This is a genomic window from Paenibacillus sp. PDC88 (assembly GCF_900106725.1).
GTDB classification, from domain to species: Bacteria; Bacillota; Bacilli; order Paenibacillales; family Paenibacillaceae; genus Paenibacillus; species Paenibacillus shunpengii.
Genome location: NZ_FNNT01000005.1, coordinates 253,284 through 275,513 on the forward strand (window position 1 = coordinate 253,284; position 22,230 = coordinate 275,513).

Consider the following 22,230-nt stretch of genomic DNA (forward strand, 5'->3'; position numbering starts at 1 on the left):
GTGATTTTGTCTGAGCCTTTAATAACTCCGATTGAAATAAGCGTCAACAAGCTGATCAATACAATCATGATAAAATCCAGCATTTGCTTAGCACCTCCCGATTCCGGTTTAGAGTAAGAAAGAGCAGTCGCTGCCGCGGCTGTAGATGACATGTGTCGCACCAAGCCCTCTGTAGATGAGCCGCGGTTTGCTTCGCTCTGTAATGACATAAATTGGCTTACAAGTCCATGACCGGCAAACTTGGATATACTTACAGCACACCGGCAGACTCTCCTCGAACAGAAATACATTACCTACATGGAAATCAGGCGGCTCAGGTGCTTGTTCAGAGAAATCCACTTGGATGACCGGCTCCGCATAGAGCCTTTGCATTTCTTTACGCTCATGTTCAGAGCTAACTATGATCGCGAATGGCAAGCCCTTCATTCTCAGTGTCTTAATGAATAATCTGCCGGGCTTGCTCCCGGCCGATACGATGATGACGTCGTCGTCTTCAACGGACATCTGTTCATTCCCCTCCTGTTTCTCCCTTCCATCCGGCCATAAAAAAAGAAGCTGGGCAAGAGAAATCTCTCCTGCACAGCTTCTTATTCAGGCAGGCGGGAACAAGCCGCTGCCTATTAAGAGCTCGGATATAAGAAAGTCTCTCTGGATACGCTGACGAGGTTAGCTGTCGGATTCGGGCGTGAGAGTCGCCCTACCTGTACGAAGCACAAATTTTATGCTCTTTAGGATTCACCCCAAGAAGCCTTATAACAGGCCTCAATGGTTCCCCCGCTCCTTTTAAGGATTAAGCGGTATGAAATTGTATGGCGCTAAGCTTTTATGCCATGAATCATAATCCTCACCCGATGCGCTGTAAAGAAAGTCCGGTCCCCATATATACGAATTTGAATTCATGAGAGGATTGATATCTCCATTATTCTCTTCATTACTCTCTCTAACTCCATTTTTCTTGCTTTTTGCGCAAGAAGCTGACAACGATAGATAAAGGTTCAATAGGTCGAGATTAGCCATGAATTAACCGCTTACTTTCATCCATTTCGTCCAATTTGCTAAAAAAAAGGCTTTTTTAGAACAAGAGTCATTTTACTCCTCGGTGGCATCTGCTATATGATGATCAACATAATAATGAGGATGATTAATGGAGGATGAATGCTCGTGGCACTCGCCTATATGGGGAATAATTCAGTACCTGCTTACCAGACGGATGCGATCAGCTCGATGGAAATCATACGCTATGATTCACGCCGGCTTCCTTATTTGACAGAGGAGAAACATCATTACTGCGGATTATTTAAAATAACCTGCGGGACGGCACACGGTTTTGCCGAATTTGAGCTGCCACAGGAGAGTGCTCCGGGGGATCTGATCCCATGGATCTCTGTGTTTGCCGTACTGAAGGAGCTGACCGTGGAGCAGGCCAAGCTCTGTGTTGCAGATCATGAGCAGGAATGGGGAATGGAACGGACCCGAATAGCCGAGGAAGCACTCGCAGATCTGCAAATGATGCAGGAAGCGGACGAAGATCTGCATTCTATCATAAGCTCCAGACTGCTCGTTCGTTCTTTTTTGATGGAGTATGGGCTGACGTATTATTCCTTCTAGATTCCCATGATGATAAAACCCGCGGCGGTTAGATACACTTCAATTCAGAACGTAAAAAGGACACGCTTCTGCGTGTCCTTAAATTTGACTTGTAGATCTGTCTGCAGGCGCCTTACCGGCGGATCCTTGCCAATACGCTGTATTACAATGCGTCAATAATGTCGCCGGCGGTAATGCCTCCCGGATGATGCCGCTTGTAAGCAGCACGTTCTCCGGAGAGTCCGTGCAGATATACACCATATGCTGCTGCCTGCTCAGCGCTCCAACCTTGGGCCAATAGACCCGCTATGATGCCGGTCAGCACATCCCCCGCCCCTCCGGTTCCCATGCCGGGATGTCCGGTCAGGTTAATATAGGTGCTGCCTGAAGGAGCAGCAATGACCGTGCGCGAGCCCTTGAGCACAAGGATAACGCCTGTACGCTCTGCATATGCTTCCGCATGGGTAATCCGATCTCGCTGGACGTCCTTCGTAGATATCCCCATCAATCGAGCCATCTCCCCTGGATGCGGCGTCAGAATGAGCGGTGCAGTCCGGGACATCCCTAGGAAGAAATCCTCCCCTCCTGCTGCAGCCATATTGAGTGCATCGGCATCAAGTACAATAGGTACATCACATGCTTCAACAATGCGGCGAAGCCACCTTGTATCTCCCTCAAAGCGCCCAAGCCCCGGCCCAATGGCCAGTACATCCTTGCCCTCCGCAAGCTGTATAACTCGCTCGGCTGACTCCTCCGTCCACAGCCCGTCATTTCCTCTCACCGCATCGGCGAGCATCAGCTCAGGCACCTTGCCGATGACATGCGGCATCAGCTCGTAAGGCAGCGCCCAAGTGGCAAGACCGCAGCCTGACCGGAGCGAAGCACGCGCACTAAGAAGCCCGGCCCCGCTCATGGCAAGTGTCCCGGCAGTAAGCAGCACATGTCCATAGGTTCCCTTATGCCCTTCGCCTGATCTTCGGAGCGCCAGATCCATTCCAAGCGACCCTTCCAGCACCTCTTCTGTAAGGACTTGTACAGTTCCGCCCTGATCCGCTGCGAGCTTAGAAGGAATTCCAATGGATCTTACAACGATGCGGCCTGCTGCCTCTGCACCGGGATACTGAGTCAGTCCGCGTTTCAACAACCCGAAGCACACTGTTATCTCTGCCCGGATATGAGGCTCATAGAGCTCTCCCGTATCTGCATTTAAACCGCTTGGAATATCTGCTGAGACAATAGGGAGTCCGCTCTCATTAGCCTCACGGATCAAGGCTGCATAAGCCTTGCGCGGCGCACCGTTGCTTCCAGTACCCAGCAGCGCATCTACAATACCGGTAACGCCATGAAATGACAGCGGCTCCTTCTCGCTATATACGACTGCCGGAATGCTGTATGCCGCAGCCGCATCCCTTTGAAGTGCAGCATCCTGCTCCAGCGTTGAAGGTGAAACAGCATAAACAATCGTTACTTTCATACCTGCCTCTTGCAAATGCCGGGCGCACACGAGTCCATCGCCGCCGTTATTTCCTTTTCCAGTGAGTATATACCAATGTTCCTGGCTTCGGTCATTGATGTGTAATGTCTCTTCAGTACGAATCGTACCTCTCACACCACGCCACTCTTCAAATACCCTGCGATCGTTATCCTCATCTTCCTGCAATGGGTCCCCCGGTGTTCTCCGATCTATCCGCCCATTCTGCGCTTCACGGCACAGCTTCATCACTTCTTCGGCGAGTGCCTTGCCTGCATTCTCCATCAGGCTTGCCGAAGGAACGCCGATCTTCTCGATTACGATGTGATCAAGCTCACGCATCTGCTTCGCGGTTACAACATACATCTTCCAGCCCCTCCTATCAAAAAGAGCGAGGGATCTATACCTCGCTCGCTAAGATGAACTTTCTTCTAATAGGCCACGGTAAATCGGGACCCGCTGAAATACGGATCATCCGCTTCATCCACCATAGCCGCTGCATAATCTTCGACAGATATTCGGCTCTGCCCTGCTTCATCCAGAATAAGACGATCTGTGCCAATTCGGAAATTGCCTGTACGGCGGCCAGGTTCAATCGTTGCTGCCGGACTCAAATAAGTCCAGTCCAGATCGGACTCCTCGTAAATATGAAATGCATCCCGATGTGCGAGCGCCAGCGGTCTAACCTCTTCGGGAAATTCCGGAGTCTCCATCAGCGGCACTCCGCTATCGGTCAGCAGACTGCCTGCTCCGCCAACGACAAGGAGACGCTGGACTCCACTGTTTCGAATGCCCTCGACAAGGGAGCGTGCGGCCTCGACCAATTCCTCTTCCTTACCGAACTCAGGACCGTATGCGCTAATAACCACATCATGTCCCTTCACGGCTTCAGCAACTGATTCAGGCTTAAGAATGTCGCCCTCGACGATGGTGAGTCCCTCACGCTTCTCGTTAAACTTAAACCGATTACGCACAATCGCAGTTACTGTCATTTTTCTTCCCAATGCTTCATCCAAGATCGCTTGTCCAATCGTTCCCGTTGCTCCAAATAAAGCTATGTTCATATTATTCAGTCCTCATTTCTGTTCTATGCTAGTGTAAGCTTACTTTATATTAATCAGGTACGCTCTCTATTAAAACGTCAATTGTTTACATCTCCTGCTCCATGGCTTAGTTATGCTTCTCTCATCCACAAAAGATACGCCAAGCAATATTAGAAACGATCCCTCTTCACCATACACTATTCGATATTCACAAGAAAAGCCATCTTGCCCAACTGGAGCGAGATGGCTTCCTACTAATAATTTGTATATGTTCTATTATGTCAGCGCCTTAGGAATCGTATCTCCCGGGTTCAGCAGCGGAACATCGCCGGATATCGTTTCCGGATACTTAATGCCCGTACCCGTATTGAGGACAATCACCTTCTCGTTGTCCTGAATCCATCCGTTAGCCCGAAGTATACGTGCGGCAGCAAAAGCAGCAGCACCTTCCGGACAAATGAACGATCCTTCCAACCGGGCTGACAAACGCTGTTCAGACAAAATTTCCTCTTCCGTTACAGCGATGGCAGCTCCATCCGTCTCATATATGGCATCCAGTACAAGAAAATCTCCAATCGCTTTGGGTACATTAATACCAAAGGCAATCGTCTCCGAGTCGGACCAGAATTCCGATTCAGACGCATTCTGCTCCCAAGCTTTCACAATTGGAGCACAGCCAGCAGCCTGTACAGCTACCAGCTTCGGCAGACGACCGGTTATAAAGCCCAATTCTTGAAGTTCTAGCAGACCCTTAAAGATTCCGATCAAGCCGACACCGCCGCCTGTCGGATACAGAATAACGTCCGGCATCTGCCAGCCCAGCTGTTCTGCAATCTCCAGTCCCATCGTCTTCTTGCCCTCAATCCGATAAGGCTCCTTAAGCGTGGATGCATCGTAGATCCCCTCTGATCGGACCTTATCTGCAACAATCTTGCCTGCATCACTGATTAGTCCGTTCACGAGGTACAAATCCGCACCTGCGGCAATACATTCATTACGCGTAATCAGCGGCGCGTCAACAGGCATTACAATGGTTGCCTGAATTCCGGCACGAGCTGCATATAAGGACCAGGCTGCGCCCGCATTCCCATTCGTCGGCATTGCAAATTTGGATACGCCAAGCTCTTTGGCTTTGGATATACCAACGGCAGCACCACGTGACTTGAATGACCCGCTCGGAGTCAAGCCTTCATCCTTCATATACAGCTGAGGAATCGCCATATCCATCCCGAGACTCGGCATACGAAGCAGCGGTGTCATCCCCTCACCCAATGTAATCACATGCTCCGGCTCCCTTACGGGAAGCAGCTCATGGTATCTCCACAGGTTCATCTCCCTGCCTAGTAAAGATTCAGGGTTCCATACCTTCTTAAGACTATCCAGATCGTATCTGGCGTTTAACGGAGATCCGCAAGTGCACAGTTGTTGAACGCCGGTTGTATGATATATCAGTCCGCACTTTGGACATTCCAAATGACTCAAATAGCTGTATTGTCCCATATGAACATACATCTCCTCACTTTTATAACGACCTAAGTGACGTGAAAAAGATTAGTGCTATGAATGTAAATAAGTCTTCACTCTTCTATTACAGAGTGAGGACACAGTAATATCTTGATGCAGCCTATTTACTACTCTGTAATGATGAGCAATGAGCTAAAAAAATGGCCTCCTATTGCTTCTGAAACATCTCAGAATATAAGGGGCCGTTTACAATCATTCGCATCTAAAATGTATATCTATCATCTTTTCATAGTGAAAGTTGTTTGTCAATGCGGCCAAAAGTCTTATTCCCTCTTATTTACATTATTCTCTATTTTTGTTTCCAATGCATGCCTGCAGATTCCGGTGCGGAATGTGTAAATCCATACTGCTCATATAACCGATCAGCCGGGATATCGGCCAGAAGTGACACGAGGCCCTTCTCAGGGACATGCTCATCCAAGTATTTTCGAATCTCTCCCATAATGGTCTTCCCATATCCTTTGCCCTGGTAATCGGGATGAACGGCAATATCTGTCACGAAAAACTGTAATCCACCGTCGCCGACAACCCTGCCCATGCCGATGAGCTTGCCTTCTTCCATTAAACTGACCGCGAATAGCGTATTCGGCAGTCCTTTCTGAGCACCCTCAAGACTCATCACAGACAGGCCCGCAGCTTTTCGAAGATCCAAATAGTCTTGTGGCGAAGGAATCTGATATGTAACTTCCATGTCTATAGTCCACCCCATATGATTTTTTTAGTAAAAGTAACTCCATTTCATACCTTATTAAAACGATAAATTTGATTCCAATATACTGCCTCTCTAGACTTACCATATTACGAATTAATTATTTCAGGCTGCTCCATAACTCGATCTGATCCACGAAGCTAGTTTACGATATTTATAGCAATAAAGAAAACACACGTTCCTTTTCTGCATGCTTCTCATGTTTAATTTTTCCCACGTTCCCTTTTCGACTTGAAAACCCCTGGTTCGTGTGCAATAGTGAGAGAAGGTATCGCCGCTATTCGTGTAAAGGAGGGAGAAGCCTGAGCTCTATTGTACAAATTGACGGCATCTCGCTGTCCGCACAGGTGATTGCTATTGCCGCCTTCATAATCGTGCTGCTGCTGTGGCTCTACATATATCATGCATCCAGCTTGCGACAGGGCAAGTACCGACGAATGGATGATCTTCAGGACACGCTCTACACCTACTCCAAGCTTGCAGGACATTTGACCCTGGGGCTGAAGAATGACGGTCTTCCCGGGGAGCCTCTGCACGGAGCACTTATCCTTGCACTTCAGGAGAGCAAATCCGCACCCTGCCTCACGCCGCATCTGAGAGAGCAGATTCAGGCCTGCCTTGCAGAAGGAGACGAAGCAGGGCTCCAATTACTCTCACGTTCGCTGGAGCGGGAAATGACCCGGCTGGCTGCCGAACGAGACCGATTGTTCTCTTCCGTGCACTCCCCAAGATGGGGGCAAGCACTATGGCAGATTATCCAGCCTCTGTTCGCCCCCCTTGCAGCGGTAGGTATCGCTGTTCTGTTGTACCAGTTCATGACAGGAGCAAGAGATATTACCGAGGGAAGCTCGGCATGGGAATGGGTGTTGCTGAGCGCAAGACTTGTATCCGGCATGATATCAATCGCATACGTTTATATCCTCATCTTGATGAGGCCGCGTACGGCCGCCGGATTAATAACCAATCTGCTGTCCTTAGCCATTATTCTGGCGGCACTATTTCATCTGATCGGGCTTGCTGCTGCTCCTTATGTTCTGGGAGGACAGCTGATTCTGTTCCTGCTCGGATTCAAATGGAGCAAACCGCCTTCCCGCAAAGAACGGCCTTATGCCGGGCAATTCGCAGCCATGGACAAGCAAGATTCACAGCTCTATCGTTAGCACAACCTAAATAAGCAGCTCCCCTGGCTTCTGTAGAATCCAGGGGAGCTGCTTATTTTCATTTCAACATACAATAATAATGTTTATGAAGACCCAGATTTGCGCAGTGCACGCGGACCACTCGCTACGGAGTCAGCTGATCCTGCAGCTGCACTGCGAGGTTTGCCCGATTTAGAGGTATTGGAAGATGTGTTCTCATAACGTTTGCGCTCGGTCCGCTCCATCTGCACAATCTGTCCTTCATGGACAATGATGGACAAGGAACCAAATTCCATTTCATTCAACAAACTGGCGATACGATCCATCCACACTTCATCGACTTTTAGCGGTTTAGTCATTATTAACGCCTCCTATTAAATCGGGCCTATTAGCGTACCCTGCTTACTTATTCAAACCTATAGCTCGAATCTGCAGGAACACACCCTGACTTCAGAAAGCTCTAATGCGTACCCTTCCTTGTAAACCAGCTCTTGAGTATAAGTGTAATGAGGGCAAGCACGAGCAGCAGGGATGCAACCGCAAATGAAGCGGCGAACTGATACTCGTTATACAGAATTTCCACGTGGAGCGGCAGCGTATTCGTCAGTCCGCGAATGTGACCCGATACGACAGACACCGCTCCGAATTCCCCCATCGCTCTGGCATTACACAAGATGACACCGTACAGCAGCCCCCATTTAATATTAGGAAGCGTCACCTGGAAGAACACTCTCCAGCCCTTGGCTCCCAGCATCACAGCGGCTTCTTCCTCCTGTGTTCCCTGATCCTCCATCAGCGGGATCAGCTCGCGTGCTACAAATGGGAACGTGATGAACAAAGTCGCAAGCACAATACCCGGAACAGCAAAAATGATGCTCACATTCCATGATTCTAATAAAGGTCCCAGCCACCCGTGAGATCCAAAGACAAGAACAAGCATCAAGCCGGCCACAACAGGTGAGATGGAGAAGGGCAGATCGATCAAGGTAATGAGCAGACCCTTCCCGCGGAATTGGAATTTCGTAATAACCCAAGCGGCCGCAATCCCGAACACCGTATTCAGCGGCACAGTAATCACAGCGACCAGCAGTGTAAGTCTAAGCGCAGACAGCGCATCCGGATCCGAGAGTGCAGCAAAGAACACCCCAACCCCCTGTTTCAGCGCTTCAGCAATAACAATAACCAGCGGCAAAATCAGCAGCCAGCCCATAACGAGTATGGCTGCTCCGATGAGCGCCCACTTCACCCAAGGCGCTTCAGTCGTCGCCCGGGACTGGCTCTTATTCGTCCGTCTAGTTGCTCCTACAGGTACGGTTCCTGCCATAATCTATTCCTCCTATTTGCGGGATGTCTTCCGGCTCCAGCGCTGTAATGTATTAATAAGAAACAACAGAACGAAGGAGACGATAAGCAGCAGCAGCGCAACCGCTGTTGCCCCTGCATAATCAAACCGCTCAAGCTGGGTCATGATGAGGAGCGGAGCAATCTCCGTCTTCATCGGCATGTTGCCTGAAATGAACACAACCGAGCCGTATTCACCGATTCCTCTCGCGAATGCAAGAGCAAATCCGGTCAGCAAAGGAGGAATAAGCTCTGGCAGAACGACCTTCCGAAAAGTAAGCCAGCGTCCAGCTCCCAGAGTAGCCGCCGCTTCTTCTACATCCTTCTCCAGTTCAGCCAGTACTGGCTGGACTGTACGTACCACAAATGGAATACCGATGAACATCAGGGCAAGCGTAATCCCAAGCTGAGAGAATGCAATCTGAATCCCCAGCGGTTCAACAATGGAACCAATCCACCCGTTCGGTGCATAGAGTGCCGTAAGTGCCACACCCGCAACTGCCGTTGGAAGTGCAAAGGGCAGATCAATGATAGCATCAAATATTTTCTTGCCGGGGAACTCGTATCGAACCAGCACCCAGGCTAGCAGCAGCCCCAGAAACAAATTGGCGAATGCAGCGAAGCCTGCAGTGGTAAAGCTGACTCGGAAGGAAGCAAGAATTCGCGGATCCGTAGCCATCTCTGCAAACTTGGCCCAAGTGAGCCCTGTTGAATTAAACAGCAGTGCTGCAAGTGGAATTAAGACAACCAAACTTAAATACAGCACCGTAAACCCCATATTTATTCCAAAACCCGGAAGTACTCTGATCCGGGCCGTTCCTGCCCTGCTCATGCTTACTCATCCCTTCATGCCTCCAGTCGTCTCCGGTCGGCATCTCTAGTCTTGTATGGCTGCAATGTCGTGTTCATATGAATAGTAATGTAAGTTCATTGCTTCAATTGCTTCATTACCTAATTGCTTGGCACGTAGATTTGAGAGAATATTCCGTCTTCGCTAAAGTGCTTCTCTTGAGTTTCTTTCCATGTACCAAATACATCGTTCAGTGTGAACAGCTCAAGCTCTGGGAAATTCTCTTTATATTGTTCAGCAACAGAAGCAAGCGTCGGTCGGTAAAAGTTCTCGGCGGCAATCTTCTGTCCTTCTTCACTGTACAAGTATTCAAGATAAGCCTCCGCCGCTTCCCGTGTTCCATTGGCATCTACATTCTTGTCTACTACGGCTACAGGAGGTTCAGCCAAGATACTGATGGATGGGTAGACAATATCGAATTTATCTGCACCTTGTTCCTTAATCGACAGCAAGGCCTCATTCTCCCATGCAAGCAGGACATCGCCTATTCCCCGTTCCACGAAGGTCGTTGTTGAACCTCGGGCTCCTGTATCAAGTACAGGCGTATGCTTAAACAGCTCTGTAATAAACTCCTTGGCCTTCGCTTCATCATTGTTGTTCTGCTTCAGGGCATAACCCCATGCGGCCAGATAATTCCAGCGTGCTCCTCCTGACGTCTGAGGATTCGGAGTTATGACCTCTACCCCTTCTTTAATGAGATCATCCCAATCCTGAATATCCTTCGGATTTCCTTTTCTTACGAGAAACACAATGGTTGATGTGTAAGGTGAACTATTAAGCTCATATTCATCCTGCCAGCCTGCATCAATAAGTCCAGCTTCTTCAATAGCATCAATATCATAGCCAAGAGCGAGAGTAACCACATCGGCTTTCAATCCGTCGATTACCGAACGGCTTTGTTTCCCTGAACCTCCGTGTGACTCATTAATTGTGACCTTCTGCCCCTTCTCTTTCTCCCAATAGGCAGCAAACGCCGCATTGTATTGTTCATACAGCTCACGAGTAGGATCATAGGACACATTCAGCAGCTTCAGAGAACCATTGCCCTCATTACCGCTTCCGCAAGCTGTAAGTGACATCGCAAGAGAAGCAGCGAGCAATACCCCAACACCTATTTTTAGACGGTTACGAACACCCTTTTTCATAGTAAACATCCTTTCTTTTATAGAAGCCGCCCATCTATTGAATAGTAAAAACGGAGGAACATGGCCCGCAATAGAAGGGTCAAACCGGTTATCATCCGTGTCTGCTGTTCTATGCTGCCGCTGCTCATCCGCTGCCCTGCGGTAGGCTGATAATATATCGTTTATTCCTACCTGTTTAGTATGTTATGTTACATTTTAATAACGCAGACCAGCGCTGTCAAACATTTTTTAACAATTATAGATAGGAAAAGATACGCGCTCTCTTTTTTCCAAATCTTGTTTCAATCCTCTCTAATCTATTGGCTCAACAAAAAAAGAACCGCACTAAAAATGCGGTCCTTCGATACCTGATTATTCAGTTCTTCGTTAAGGTCCTCCGACCAGTCGAATATTCGGTGCAGGCGGCGTGCTCATCCCCGTTCCCAAGTAGAAGCCGGTATGCGGCGGCTGATTGTAGGCCACATTTTGCCATGCGATGCCAAGACGGTAGATCGGGTCGTGCATCAAGGTGTAGATCCGCTGTTCTGTAACTGCAGTCGTTGTGTAGATCCGAAGAGCTGTACTGTCATCTGTCCGCCACACCGCTTCCTCCCGCCAGTCTCCCAGCAGGTCAGCCTGAAGGTTTGGAGTCGCCTTCGTTCCATTATTGCTTGCTGCTCCTGTAGCAGTCAGCAGATTCGTTGTTGTGGATGTTTCATAATTCCATTTATCAATTCGGTTATTATCCAGCAGATCCCTGCTCAGATCTCCGTCCCACCAGATTCCAAAATTCGTAGACGGTACCTTGTTAACAATAACCTGCCCCTTCGCTGTGTACAGTACTCCGTTGGCCCAAACCTCCGCTCCTTTGTAACGAGGATCAATGTCTGAGGCCATTCCTCTGCCTATGTCCTTGGTCGTTGGTACTCCCCAGATTAAGGCCCCGGAATCGGCATCTCTGAATTCGATACCCGCATTTGAAGGAACCTCATGAACCTGAAATACCTCAAGCCCTGCACGATCCGGATCCAGATCGCTGAGGTGCATAGCATCGCCATGGCCAAGTCCTGTCGTATACAAGCCTTGACCATTATCGTCAACCGCCATTGCGCCATATATAATTTCATCCCGTCCATCGTTATCCACGTCGCCCACACTTAGGTTATGATTCCCTTGGCCGGCATACCCCGAATTCCCTGACGAATTGGAATCAAAGGTCCACCGCTTGGTGAGCTGTCCATTTCTAAAATCATAGGCTACTAGAACAGAACGGGTGTAATACCCTCTCGCCATGACCAGACTCGGTCTTTCTCCATCAAGATAGGCAATCCCTGCAAGGAAGCGGTCAACCCGATTGCCATAATTATCTCCCCAATTGCTTACAGTTCCACGTGGCGGCTCGTAATTCACTGTAGTGTGCACTCGGCCCGTCTGGCCGTTAAATACGGTTAGATACTCCGGCCCCGATAATATATAGCCGCTGCTGTTCCGATAATCCTTGCTTCCATCACCGATGACCGTGCCTGCAGCGTCTTTGGTACCGTCAGCCGTTTTCATTGCAACTTCGGCCTTGCCGTCGCCATCCAGATCGTAGACCATAAACTGAGTATAATGCGCGCCTGCCCGAATATTTTTGCCGAGACTGATCCGCCAGAGTCTTGTTCCATCAAGCTTGTACGCATCAATAAATACTTCACCTGTATAGCCGCTCTGCGAATTGTCTTTGGCGTTTGACGGGTCCCATTTTACAATCAGCTCATATTTGCCGTCTCCATCCAGATCGCCCGCGCTCGCATCATTGGCACTATACGTATAAGCTACACCGTCAGGAGTTGTCCCGCCAGCGGGTTTCATCAGAGGCACATTCAAATAGTTTGTTCCCCACACGCTTGCTGCCGGAGAAGCCGCCTGCTCCGTACCATTCACGACGGCTCTTACCGTATATTTCGAGCTTGTTGATCCCGCATTATCCTGCAGATTCGTACTGTTTGTTATTGGGGAGGAATTCACCTTCGTCCCATCCCGATACACATTGAATCCAACGTTAGAGCCTTCGGTTCCGAGAAGCCGCCAGCTGACGAATACACCTGTGCCTGTTTTTACAGCAACGACGCCTCGATCCAGGTACTCCATTTGTCTAGGATTTGCTGCTCTGGCGTCATCTGGCGATACACCAAAGCACCCACCAATCATGGCTGCACTGAGCATAGCGAGCCCGGCCGTTCGCCAGCTGCGTTTTTTGGTTAACATGACATAGCCTCCTTTAATTTAAGAAAACGATCTGCCTGGGATACCCATTATTGTAAGCGCTTTATATTGTGAGTAGAATTATATTTTATACAAGTAATTCCATAAATAGGTCCTTTATCATAAATCGTATTTAAATATCAGACTTTTTCGGGCAGGCAAAGGATATTGGCTATTGGAGGACACAAGTTTTACTCATAGGGGATGAATGCTTATACGAGATCGCGGTGCCCGGAATACAACTAAAGAAGAGCAAAGATATAAGTAAAGACCTGCAACCTGCGGCAGGCCTGTTAGAAAAGAGGGGATTTTCTTGAGAATCGATCTAGGCTGTGGACGGCAGAAATTTCCCGGATGCATCGGTATTGACTTGATTCCTTATGATGGGGTGGATCTGGTCCATAATATAAATGATCCTCTTCCGTTTAATGACAACAGTGCTGAATTTCTTATTGCTTCACACAGCCTTCAGTATGTACATGATCTGAATAACGTCTTGCGTGAGATTTACCGGGTATGTAAGCATAAAGCCATTGTATGTATCGTGGCTCCTTATGCCCACGTAACTGCCAATATGGTGAACCCGCTGTATAAACAGCAATTCAACGAGCATTCCCCCCGCTACTGGACACAGGATAATCACAAGCTGATTGGTGATGAGGAGCATTTCTTCTCCTGGCCATCCACATGGTCCCTCGCTGAACCGATCCCTGGAGCGGCTCCAATCGATTTAAGACTGATCCGAATGGAGTTTTTTTATTTCCCTGAATACGGAGCGTATGATGATCTGGAGCTCGTGCTCCTTCGGCAGAGCCAATTAAATGTGGCCTATCAAATTATGTATCATTTCCTTGTTATCAAGGAACCTGTATCATCACCCGATCTTGAAATGTGGGGATCCTGCGAATTGGAAGAGCCGCTGTACATTAAGGAACAGAGAGCTTCATTCCGAAATCTCCGCTATGGCGATCAATGGGTGCAGACAGAACATCTCTCCGCAATATTGGACGCAGATCACTCACGACATTCACATCATGTACTTGAAGGAAGCACCGCCCCATCCGCTCGTGATCCTCATCCGGCCGTTCCAGAGCCTTCTCCTGATATCGCTCCCTTGGACAAGAAGCGTCCCCATAGGTCCGGCAGGAGTACGAAGGCAAATCAATCTCGCGTTTCCAGATACAGCAGATCAAAGAATGGGTCTGCCAAAAACAAATCAAAGATAAACAAGAAGAAGCCCGGGAAAAGGTATTGATTCCCCCGGGCCTTTCATTTGTGCCTTGTTTATTACTATTCTGCCTTATTCATCTCCACCCGGAACGACCCTGATATTGACGATGACCGTATAGATCTCGCCCGAAGCAAGCGTAACGATGAACGTAATCTGATCAGGCCCGATATAATCGAGGTCCGGTATATAAGTGAAGGTGCCATTGGCATTTAACGTGACCCGTCCGTTATTCGGCGGATCCACGAGCTGTGCTGTAGACAATCGTCCAAATGAGTTCAGATCCCCAGATACAGAAGTATTCTCCTCTGTTCTTAGATCAATTAGCACCGTGTTGGATAACGCCACTACATTCACGGTCACTACATATAGATAAACTGCTCCTCTGGCATCGGTATATCGGATGGTAAACGCATCGCTGCCAATAAAGCCTGGATTTGGCGTATACGTAAACGTGCCGTCTGGACGTAGCCTTAGATTTCCATTCGCAGGCTGGCTATACACCTGATATACGGCGCCTGGTCCGCCATCAGCCGCTCCGCTTACCGGTCTGCCTTGAGGTGTCGTCAGCTGAACTTGAATGGTCGTCTCTCCTCCCGTATCTGCTGAAGGATATACAACGACGGTCACTGTTGAAACGGCTGCCCGGCCCTGGCTGTCTGTTACTGTAATCGAGAAAGTATCTATACCACTAAAGCCTGGATTCGGTGTATAAATAAAGCTTCCATCCGGGTTCAGCTCCAGTGATCCGTTAGCTGGCGATTGCAGGACGATATATGCTAATGCGAGCCCTGCCGGGCTGCTGGCCAGAATCTGTCCGGTGACCGACTGCCCCTGATTCGTTCCAATACCGATATCTGTCGTGATTGGTCCCGCTGTAAAAGGAGGACTATCCTGAAGCACCGTTACCGTGGCAAAGGCCACTGTAAACAGTCCTGCACTGTTGGTCACGATCACAGTAAAGGTATCGGTTCCGACAAAGTCCGGATCTGGCGTGTACGTAAACGTGCCGTCCGGATTGACAACCACCGTACCATTTAATGGAGGAATGCCCAGCGAGAACGTCAGCGCGAGTCCATTCGGGTCGTTCGCGATAACCGTACCACTGACAGGCTGGCCCTCCGTAGTTCTTACATTCACCGGAGATGCAACCGGCGAATCGCCGCCTACAATGACCGTAACCGGTGCAACTGCCGATATTCCTGCACTATTGGTCACGATCACACTAAACGTATCTGTACCGGTAAAGCCAGGATTCGGTGTATACGTAAACGTACCATCCGGGCCCACAACAGCCGTTCCGTTCGTCGGTGGATTCCCGAGGGTGAAGGTCAGCGGCAATCCGGCGGGATCCTCTGCCGGTATAAACCCGGTGACCGGCTGCCCCGCGGCAGTCCCTACATTCACCGGAGTCGCAATGGGTACATCTTCACCTACCACGATGGTCACACGAGAAATTCCGTTCTCCCCATACAAGTCAGACACAATAATCGGGAAGGTATCGACACCTGTAAAGCCCGGGTTCGGCGTATACGTAAACGTGCCGTCCGGATTAACCACAACCGTACCATTGCTCGGCAGAGGTACGTATTGGGTGTAGATCAAAGTGCTTGCTTGCGGATCAGATGCAATCACTGCGCCGCTCACCGGCGTGTTAATCGGGGTTGTGAGGAATACATCCGGTGCCACCGGTGGAGCAGAGAACACCGTAATGGTCACTCTGCCGGTTGTTGAAGCCCCGAACGGATCACTGACAACCACTGTAAAGGTATCTGTTCCAATAAAGGCGACATCCGGCGTGTACGTAAACGTCCCATCTGGATTGACCGCTACCGTTCCGCTCAAAGGCGCAGTGCCGAGCGCATAAGTAAGCGGGTTGCCCTCCGGATCTACGGCTGGAATTTGAGAAGTTACAGGTGTGCCGACAAGTGTGCTTGTTGCAAAGTCAGATACAATTGGCGGGAGGTTCGGTATCGTAATACTGACCGTGGATACGGCAGACCCTCCTGTTCCATCCAGCACCCATACCGTAAATGAATCGGTACCGACAAAGCCGGTATTCGGTGTATAGGTGAAGCTGCCGTCTGCATTCAATACGACGGTACCATTCGTCGGGAAAGATCCAATGACATAAGTCAGCATATCTCCATCTGGATCTGACGCAATAATCTGTCCGTCTACACTCGTATTTGGTCCCGTTTCAATGGATTGATCCTGCGTAATCGGCGGACGACCTGTGACGGTAATCGTCACCAGGGCAATCGCCGTACCTCCAAGTCCGTCACTGACCAAAACGGTGAAGGAATCTGCACCGACAAATCCGGTGTTTGGTGTATACGTAAATGAACCGTCTGCATTCAAGATCACCGTTCCGCTTGATGGTGTCGAATTTAAGGTGAACGTCAGTGTATTACCGTCCGGATCACTAGCTGTCACCGCTCCTGACACAGGCGTATTCTGGATCGTTGTCAAGCTTGCACCATCTGCGGTAGGAGGCACATTGGACACAGTCACCGTCACGGTACCCACACCCGAACCGCCTGCTGAATTCACCGCCAGAACCGTGAAGCTGTCGGTACCGATAAATCCGGGATCCGGTGTATAGGTGAATGTTCCATCTGGATTGACAATAACTGAACCGTTTAGAGGTGGAGACAGCAGTGTGACCGTCATCGGCAATCCATTAGGATCTGTTACTGCTACCTGCGAAGATACAGGTATATTTCCTCCCGTAGTTATGCTCAGATCCTGCACAACAGGTGGATTAATAGAAACCTCAATCGTAATTACCCCAAAGGTGATTCCACCCCGTCCGTCACTGACCGCTACGGTGAAGAAATCGGTCCCGAAGAAGGTCGGAATGGGTGTGTAAGTGAAGGTACCATCCGGGTTAAGCAATACCGTTCCACTCGCGGGAGCTGTATCTATCACATAGCTCAGCGGATCGCCGTCCGGATCACTTGCTGTAACAACACCAGATACGGGTGAAGGCTGTACCGTACCGTATGTTGTATTGGATACAACAGGCGGACGATTGACGACTTGGATCGTGACGGTGGATACTGCCGTTCCGCCCTTCCCGTCGCTCACCAGCACAGTGAAGCTGTCAGGTCCGCTGTAACCTGTGTTCGGCGTATAGATAAACGTTCCATCCAGATTCACCTCGGCAATACCATTTGCTGCAAGTGACAGGATGCTGAAGGTCAGTGGATCGCCATCCGGATCTGTCGCTGTTACTTGCCCGGCTACCGGCGTGTTAATATTCGTCGTCAGACTTAGATCTGATGTCACCGGCGGATTGTCTGTGACGGTAACTTCAACCGAGGCAATGGCCGTGCCTCCCAATCCATCACTTACAAGGACCGTGAAGCTGTCCGGCCCTACATAACCGGTATTCGGGAAATAAGTGAACGTACCGTCAGCATTAACAACTGCCGTTCCATTCACCGGTGAACTGAGCAGTGCGAAGGTCAGCGGATTGCCTTCCGGATCGACGGCAGTGACCGCACCATTGACTGGTGTATTCTGCGGCGTCGTCACACTCGTCCCTGTCGCTACAGGCGGAGCATTGGTCACTGTAATACTCACCGTAGAGATGGCGGTGCCGCCTTTTCCGTCATCTACCAGAACGGTGAAGCTGTCTGGTCCTACATAGCCTGCATTTGGTGTATAGGTGAATGTACCGTCCGGGTTGACCACAGCTGTTCCAAAGACCGGAGCAGCATTGAGACTGAAGGTGAGCGGATCCCCGTCCGGATCGGTGGCGGTCACAGCGCCAGCCACTGGCGTGCTGTTCGGTGTACTTAGACTTACATCCTGGGTTACCGGCGGACGATCAATAATATTCACTGTAACGACGGAGGTCGCTGTTCCACCCCGTCCATCATCGACAAGCACAGAGAACGTATCTACTCCAACGACGCCCGCATTTGGTGTATAGGTAAACGTACCATCCGCAGGATTTAGCAATACGCTACCCAGTGCAGGCGGAACAGACAAGGTGTAGTTCAGCGGATTGCCGTCAGGATCGCTCGCTGGAATTTGGCCTGCAATCGGAATGTTCTGGAACGTATCCAGCGTCAGGTTGCCTGCAATCGGTGGAACGTTGCTGACGTTGACCGTAACCTGTGAATCTGAGAATACGCCGCTTGTATTCGTAACTCGGACCGTGAAGGTATCTGTCCCGGTAAAGCCTGCATTTGGTGTATAGGTAAACGTACCATCCGCCGGATTCAGCAGCACTGTACCATTCGCTGGCGGAACCAGCACGGCATAGGTCAGCGTCTGGCCTTGTGGATCAGTCGCAATGACCTGACCGAGGGCGGGGACATCCGTGGTCGTATTCAAGGTGACATCTGAGGTTACCGGCCCATCAACAGGTACACCGATCGTAACCGTGGAAGTCGCAGTACCTCCCTTGCCATCACTGACGAGCACCGAGAATGTATCTGTCCCTACAAAATTAAAATTGGGAGTATACGTGAAGCTGCCGTCTGGATTCAGTACTACTGTTCCGTTTGCTGGTGGAACAGATAAGGTATAGGTCAGCGGATCGCCATCTGGATCGGTCGCCGGAATTTGACCTGCTACCGGTGTATTGACGTTTGTTGTGAGTGTCAAATCCTGTGCTACCGGAGGCTGATCGATGACCGTGATAATGGCTGTACCGACGGCAGTGCCGCCTTTGCCATCGCTGATCAGAGCTGTGAACGAATCAGTACCCACAAATCCAGCAGCGGGGGTATACGTGAAAGTACCATCAGGATTGACAACCGCTGTTCCATTCGCTGGAGGAGACAGGAGCGTAAAGGTCAGCGGATCGCCATCCGGATCGGTGGCAAGCAGTTGTCCCGGCAGCGGTGTATTTTGCAGCGTGCTGAAATTCTGGGTCTGCCCAATCGGCGGCTGATCGATCACTGTGATGAACACCGTGGATATAGCCGTGCCGCCGAGCCCATCCGATACAAGCACCGTGAAGCTGTCTGGACCCACATAACCCGTATTCGGCGTATAAGTAAACGTTCCGTCCGGATTCACTACCACGCTTCCATTCACCGGTGCAGACAATTGGGAAAAGGTCAGCGGATCCCCGTTCGGATCGGTCGCTACAACTTGACCCCCTGCTGGCAGATTCTGCAGTGTAGATAGAGAAACATCGCTGGTTACCGGCGGCAGGTTCTGGACATTAACCGTTACCGTGCCAATAGCTGTGCCGCCAAAGCCATCAGATACGAGAACCGTGAAGGAATCCACTCCAGCAAAGCCAGGGTTCGGCGTATACGTGAACGTACCATCCGGATTCACAATTACAGATCCGTTCATTGGCAGTGAATTCAGGCTGAATGTCAGTGGATTTCCATCCGGATCGGTCGCAATGACCTGACCTCCAGCTGGTGTATTCCCTAACGTAGACAACGATAAATTCTGGACGATTGGCGGCTGATTCGTGACCATAACGGTGACAACAGAAACTGCCGTCCCTCCATTCGGGTCGCTTACCAGCACGTTAAAGTTATCTACTCCAAGGAAGCCAGGATTCGGAGTGTACGTGAACGTACCATCCGGGTTGACCACGGCTGTACCATTGGATGGAGCAGACTGCAGTGTGAAGGTCAGCGGATCCCCGTTCGGATCGGTTGCTGTAACCTGACCTTCTGCAGGCACACCTAATGTTGTCGCTATACTCAGATTACTTGTTACCGGCGGCAGATTGATTACCTCTATCGTCACGGTAGAGATGGCAGTGCCCCCGCTCGGATCAGTGACCAGCACCGTGAAGGTATCTGTACCGATGAATCCAGGATTCGGATTGTACTGGAACGTTCCGTCTGCATTCACCACTACCGTTCCATTTACTGGCGGAGCATTTAATGTAAACGTCAGTGTATCCCCATCCGGATCGGTCGCAATCACCTGACCTGTAATAAACAGATTCTCTGGCGTTATCAGATCTAGGTTCTGTGCCACGGGCGGCTGATTGAGAACGTGAACCGTGACGATTCCAATGGCTGTGCCTCCATTCGGATCGCTGACGAGATAGGTGAACGAATCATTGCCCGCAAAGCCAGGGTTCGGATTATACTGGAACGTTCCGTCTGAATTGAAGACAACCGTGCCGTTTGACGGCGATGAATTCAGACTGAACGTGAGCAGGTCTCCATTTGGATCCGTCGCTGTAACCTGACCTGTTGCAGGAACATTCTTCGTTGTGGACACATCCAGGTTATTAGCAATAGGCGGCTGATTAAGCACCGTTACTGCAATCGTTGAAACCGCTGTGCCGCCGAAGCCATCGCTGACCAATACGGTAAACGAATCGTTCCCGACGAACCCTGTGTTAGGGGTATATTGATAAGTGCCATCGGGATTGACGATTGCTGTCCCGCTTGTCGGCACCGAATTCAGTGAGAAGGTCAGTGCATCTCCGTCCGGATCGACACCTGTAACCTGACCCCCGGCGGGAATATTCTCATTGGTGACAAGAGAATAGTTCTGTGTCGTTGGCGGCCGGTTGCCGATCGAAATGCTATTGCCGTTCGATTGGGACATCCCTTGGAAAGTCGGCCCGCCCGGAAGACTTTGAAAATTGTAGGTGAGATTTGCTACGTTCGACTGCGTTGATCCTGGCGGCCTAGACACAATTTGAACCGAGTAGATAATCGTCAGCGTCTGTCCTGGAGCCACAGTGCCCAGATTGACACCGACCGTTGGATCTGCCCCCGGCTGTGTAACCCCATTCACCGAGAAGGAGCCAGGGACGAAGACGCCGGAAGCAGGAAATGTATCCTGCAGCAGCACTAAATTGGCAAAGGCCGTACCTGTATTGCCTGCGGTGAGTGTATACTGAACTACATCTCCGACCAGTGCACTGCTCACATTGGAGCTCTTACTGAACACAAAAAAAGGTGCATTGACATCGACTTGAAGCCCAAGACCATTTACAAGATAAGCATCGCCCTGAGATGTGGCCTGTATGACGGCAGAAGTCTGTGAATTGACAAGCCTGGAGGATACGTCGACATTGGTTATATCCCAGCCTTGTCTGGCACCAATGACCGCATTACCTGGCGTACTATTCAGACTGCCAAACGTTCCCCTTGTATCCAAGAGCCCCAGATTGTTGTTAATCTGTGAACCAAAAAAGTTACTGACCGGATTGTTCGGACCTGATATGGCTACAAGCGTTGCTGCTGTAGGCCCAAACCTCAGCTGATCACCTAACAGCTGAGGATCTCCCTCTCCTGCGCTGACCATCAGCCTTCCGCTCACGACACCGGTAACGGGTGTAGCGAATCCGGTAATCGTAGCCGTCGCGGCACCGAGCGCCTGGTTTACGACCTCTGCACCGACAAACACGCTCATGTTCCTTGACGGGAGGAACGGATTCTCATACACGACAGCAAGCGTCCATCCGGCAAAGTTATCATTGTTATTAGATGCTGTGACCGTCCCCGGCACCGCCCCTGTTATATAAGTACCGGCTCCCCCTTGCTGGACAAGAGCCGTTACATTCGCCGAATTGACATAATCATTCGCTGTCGGTGCGGTATTCCGCGCTGTCGCCGGATCAGGAGCAACGGAGAAGGTTCCTGCCGGCGTAGTGAATAATACGGGATTGCCAATCTGCCCAATGACGTTATTTCCCCCCGTATTATAGCTGGCTGCCCAGATCAATTCGGCATACAGCACCGTCGAACCGCTCGGCAGATCCAAAATAGCGGTTGATGCATTCTGGGTGTAATCCAGCGTTGTGCCCAGCGGGAAATTACCGACTCGAACCGAAGTATTCAACGTGCTGAATGCTCCAATTGAGCCTGTATTTCCCTGATTATTCTGATTGGTTACCTTGTTTAGCCCCAGTGTATTTCCTGTAAAAGTCATAGCCCCGTTCATTGTTGTATTAAACCTTAATATAAAAGGCATCTTGCGCTGTCCACCCCCAAAAATAGCATAAATCCCCATACAAT

Annotated in this window: 14 protein-coding genes and 1 riboswitch; of the genes, 3 read left to right on the forward strand and 11 right to left on the reverse strand. The window is 50.1% G+C overall.

Translation table 11 applies throughout. The features are described from left to right. Positions 1 to 108 precede the first annotated feature (108 nt). The gene (locus tag BLW49_RS17060) at positions 109 to 504 is read right to left on the reverse strand and encodes a hypothetical protein (RefSeq protein WP_090725746.1); all 396 of its coding nucleotides are present in this window, start codon (positions 502 to 504) and stop codon (positions 109 to 111) included. A 135-nt stretch (positions 505 to 639) separates the two neighbouring features. After that, positions 640 to 807, reverse strand: a riboswitch (cyclic di-AMP (ydaO/yuaA leader). A gap of 354 nt (positions 808 to 1,161) precedes the next feature. Here BLW49_RS17060 and BLW49_RS17065 point away from each other — a divergent pair. Next, positions 1,162 to 1,608 (forward strand): hypothetical protein, encoded by a 447-nt coding sequence (locus BLW49_RS17065; RefSeq protein ID WP_143042128.1) that lies wholly within the window; start codon positions 1,162 to 1,164, stop codon positions 1,606 to 1,608. 142 nt (positions 1,609 to 1,750) lie between these two features. Here BLW49_RS17065 and BLW49_RS17070 read toward each other — a convergent pair whose 3' ends face one another. The 4 genes from BLW49_RS17070 to BLW49_RS17085 all read right to left on the reverse strand — a co-directional run bounded on the left by BLW49_RS17070 (position 1,751) and on the right by BLW49_RS17085 (position 6,316). Then, a complete protein-coding gene (locus BLW49_RS17070; protein ID WP_090725749.1) occupies positions 1,751 to 3,424 on the reverse strand; it encodes an NAD(P)H-hydrate dehydratase in 1,674 nt (557 codons plus the stop codon). A 65-nt stretch (positions 3,425 to 3,489) separates the two neighbouring features. Continuing rightward, the gene (locus BLW49_RS17075) at positions 3,490 to 4,122 is read right to left on the reverse strand and encodes an NAD(P)-dependent oxidoreductase (RefSeq protein WP_090725751.1); all 633 of its coding nucleotides are present in this window, start codon (positions 4,120 to 4,122) and stop codon (positions 3,490 to 3,492) included. Positions 4,123 to 4,377: 255 nt separating this feature from the next. Continuing rightward, on the reverse strand, positions 4,378 to 5,601 hold the full coding sequence (locus tag BLW49_RS17080) for a threonine synthase (protein WP_090725753.1): 1,224 nt from the start codon (positions 5,599 to 5,601) through the stop codon (positions 4,378 to 4,380). Positions 5,602 to 5,914: 313 nt separating this feature from the next. Then, a complete protein-coding gene (locus tag BLW49_RS17085) occupies positions 5,915 to 6,316 on the reverse strand; it encodes a GNAT family N-acetyltransferase (RefSeq protein ID WP_090725755.1) in 402 nt (133 codons plus the stop codon). 266 nt (positions 6,317 to 6,582) lie between these two features. Between BLW49_RS17085 and BLW49_RS17090 the strand changes: the two genes are divergently transcribed. Continuing rightward, the gene (locus tag BLW49_RS17090) at positions 6,583 to 7,494 is read left to right on the forward strand and encodes a hypothetical protein (protein ID WP_143042129.1); all 912 of its coding nucleotides are present in this window, start codon (positions 6,583 to 6,585) and stop codon (positions 7,492 to 7,494) included. Positions 7,495 to 7,577: 83 nt separating this feature from the next. Here BLW49_RS17090 and BLW49_RS17095 read toward each other — a convergent pair whose 3' ends face one another. From BLW49_RS17095 to BLW49_RS17115, 5 genes are all read right to left on the reverse strand, one after another. Next, positions 7,578 to 7,832, reverse strand: a complete 255-nt coding sequence (locus tag BLW49_RS17095) for a YezD family protein (RefSeq protein ID WP_090725759.1) — start codon at positions 7,830 to 7,832, stop codon at positions 7,578 to 7,580. 101 nt (positions 7,833 to 7,933) lie between these two features. Then, positions 7,934 to 8,797 (reverse strand): sulfate ABC transporter permease subunit CysW, encoded by an 864-nt coding sequence (gene cysW, locus BLW49_RS17100; protein WP_090725761.1) that lies wholly within the window; start codon positions 8,795 to 8,797, stop codon positions 7,934 to 7,936. Positions 8,798 to 8,809: 12 nt separating this feature from the next. Next, positions 8,810 to 9,646: a sulfate ABC transporter permease subunit CysT gene (gene cysT, locus BLW49_RS17105; RefSeq protein WP_090725762.1), complete on the reverse strand. Its 837-nt coding sequence runs from the start codon at positions 9,644 to 9,646 to the stop codon at positions 8,810 to 8,812. A gap of 119 nt (positions 9,647 to 9,765) precedes the next feature. Further along, positions 9,766 to 10,809 carry a sulfate ABC transporter substrate-binding protein gene (locus tag BLW49_RS17110; protein ID WP_090725764.1) on the reverse strand — a complete coding sequence of 348 codons (1,044 nt, stop codon included), beginning with the start codon at positions 10,807 to 10,809 and terminating at the stop codon, positions 9,766 to 9,768. 366 nt (positions 10,810 to 11,175) lie between these two features. Further along, the gene (locus BLW49_RS17115; RefSeq protein ID WP_218145896.1) at positions 11,176 to 12,981 is read right to left on the reverse strand and encodes a rhamnogalacturonan lyase; all 1,806 of its coding nucleotides are present in this window, start codon (positions 12,979 to 12,981) and stop codon (positions 11,176 to 11,178) included. Between the two features lie 367 nt (positions 12,982 to 13,348). Here BLW49_RS17115 and BLW49_RS17120 point away from each other — a divergent pair, with 367 nt between their 5' ends. Beyond that, complete coding sequence (locus BLW49_RS17120; protein ID WP_177178767.1) at positions 13,349 to 14,290, forward strand: class I SAM-dependent methyltransferase; 942 nt, start codon at positions 13,349 to 13,351, stop codon at positions 14,288 to 14,290. Between the two features lie 45 nt (positions 14,291 to 14,335). On the opposite strand, the gene BLW49_RS17125 is transcribed toward BLW49_RS17120, so the two are convergent. Continuing rightward, positions 14,336 to 22,186 carry an Ig-like domain-containing protein gene (locus BLW49_RS17125; protein WP_177178768.1) on the reverse strand — a complete coding sequence of 2,617 codons (7,851 nt, stop codon included), beginning with the start codon at positions 22,184 to 22,186 and terminating at the stop codon, positions 14,336 to 14,338. Positions 22,187 to 22,230 lie beyond the last annotated feature (44 nt).

Coding starts and splice junctions, on each gene's coding strand:
- BLW49_RS17115 (WP_218145896.1), bottom strand. CDS start 12,981: ATGATTGGTGGGTGCTTTGGTGTATCGCCAGATGACGCCAGAGCAGCA.
- cysW (WP_090725761.1), bottom strand. CDS start 8,797: ATGGCAGGAACCGTACCTGTAGGAGCAACTAGACGGACGAATAAGAGC.
- BLW49_RS17085 (WP_090725755.1), bottom strand. CDS start 6,316: ATGGAAGTTACATATCAGATTCCTTCGCCACAAGACTATTTGGATCTT.
- BLW49_RS17080 (WP_090725753.1), bottom strand. CDS start 5,601: ATGGGACAATACAGCTATTTGAGTCATTTGGAATGTCCAAAGTGCGGA.
- BLW49_RS17095 (WP_090725759.1), bottom strand. CDS start 7,832: ATGACTAAACCGCTAAAAGTCGATGAAGTGTGGATGGATCGTATCGCC.
- BLW49_RS17075 (WP_090725751.1), bottom strand. CDS start 4,122: ATGAACATAGCTTTATTTGGAGCAACGGGAACGATTGGACAAGCGATC.
- cysT (WP_090725762.1), bottom strand. CDS start 9,646: ATGAGCAGGGCAGGAACGGCCCGGATCAGAGTACTTCCGGGTTTTGGA.
- BLW49_RS17060 (WP_090725746.1), bottom strand. CDS start 504: ATGTCCGTTGAAGACGACGACGTCATCATCGTATCGGCCGGGAGCAAG.
- BLW49_RS17070 (WP_090725749.1), bottom strand. CDS start 3,424: ATGTATGTTGTAACCGCGAAGCAGATGCGTGAGCTTGATCACATCGTA.
- BLW49_RS17125 (WP_177178768.1), bottom strand. CDS start 22,186: ATGCCTTTTATATTAAGGTTTAATACAACAATGAACGGGGCTATGACT.
- BLW49_RS17110 (WP_090725764.1), bottom strand. CDS start 10,809: ATGAAAAAGGGTGTTCGTAACCGTCTAAAAATAGGTGTTGGGGTATTG.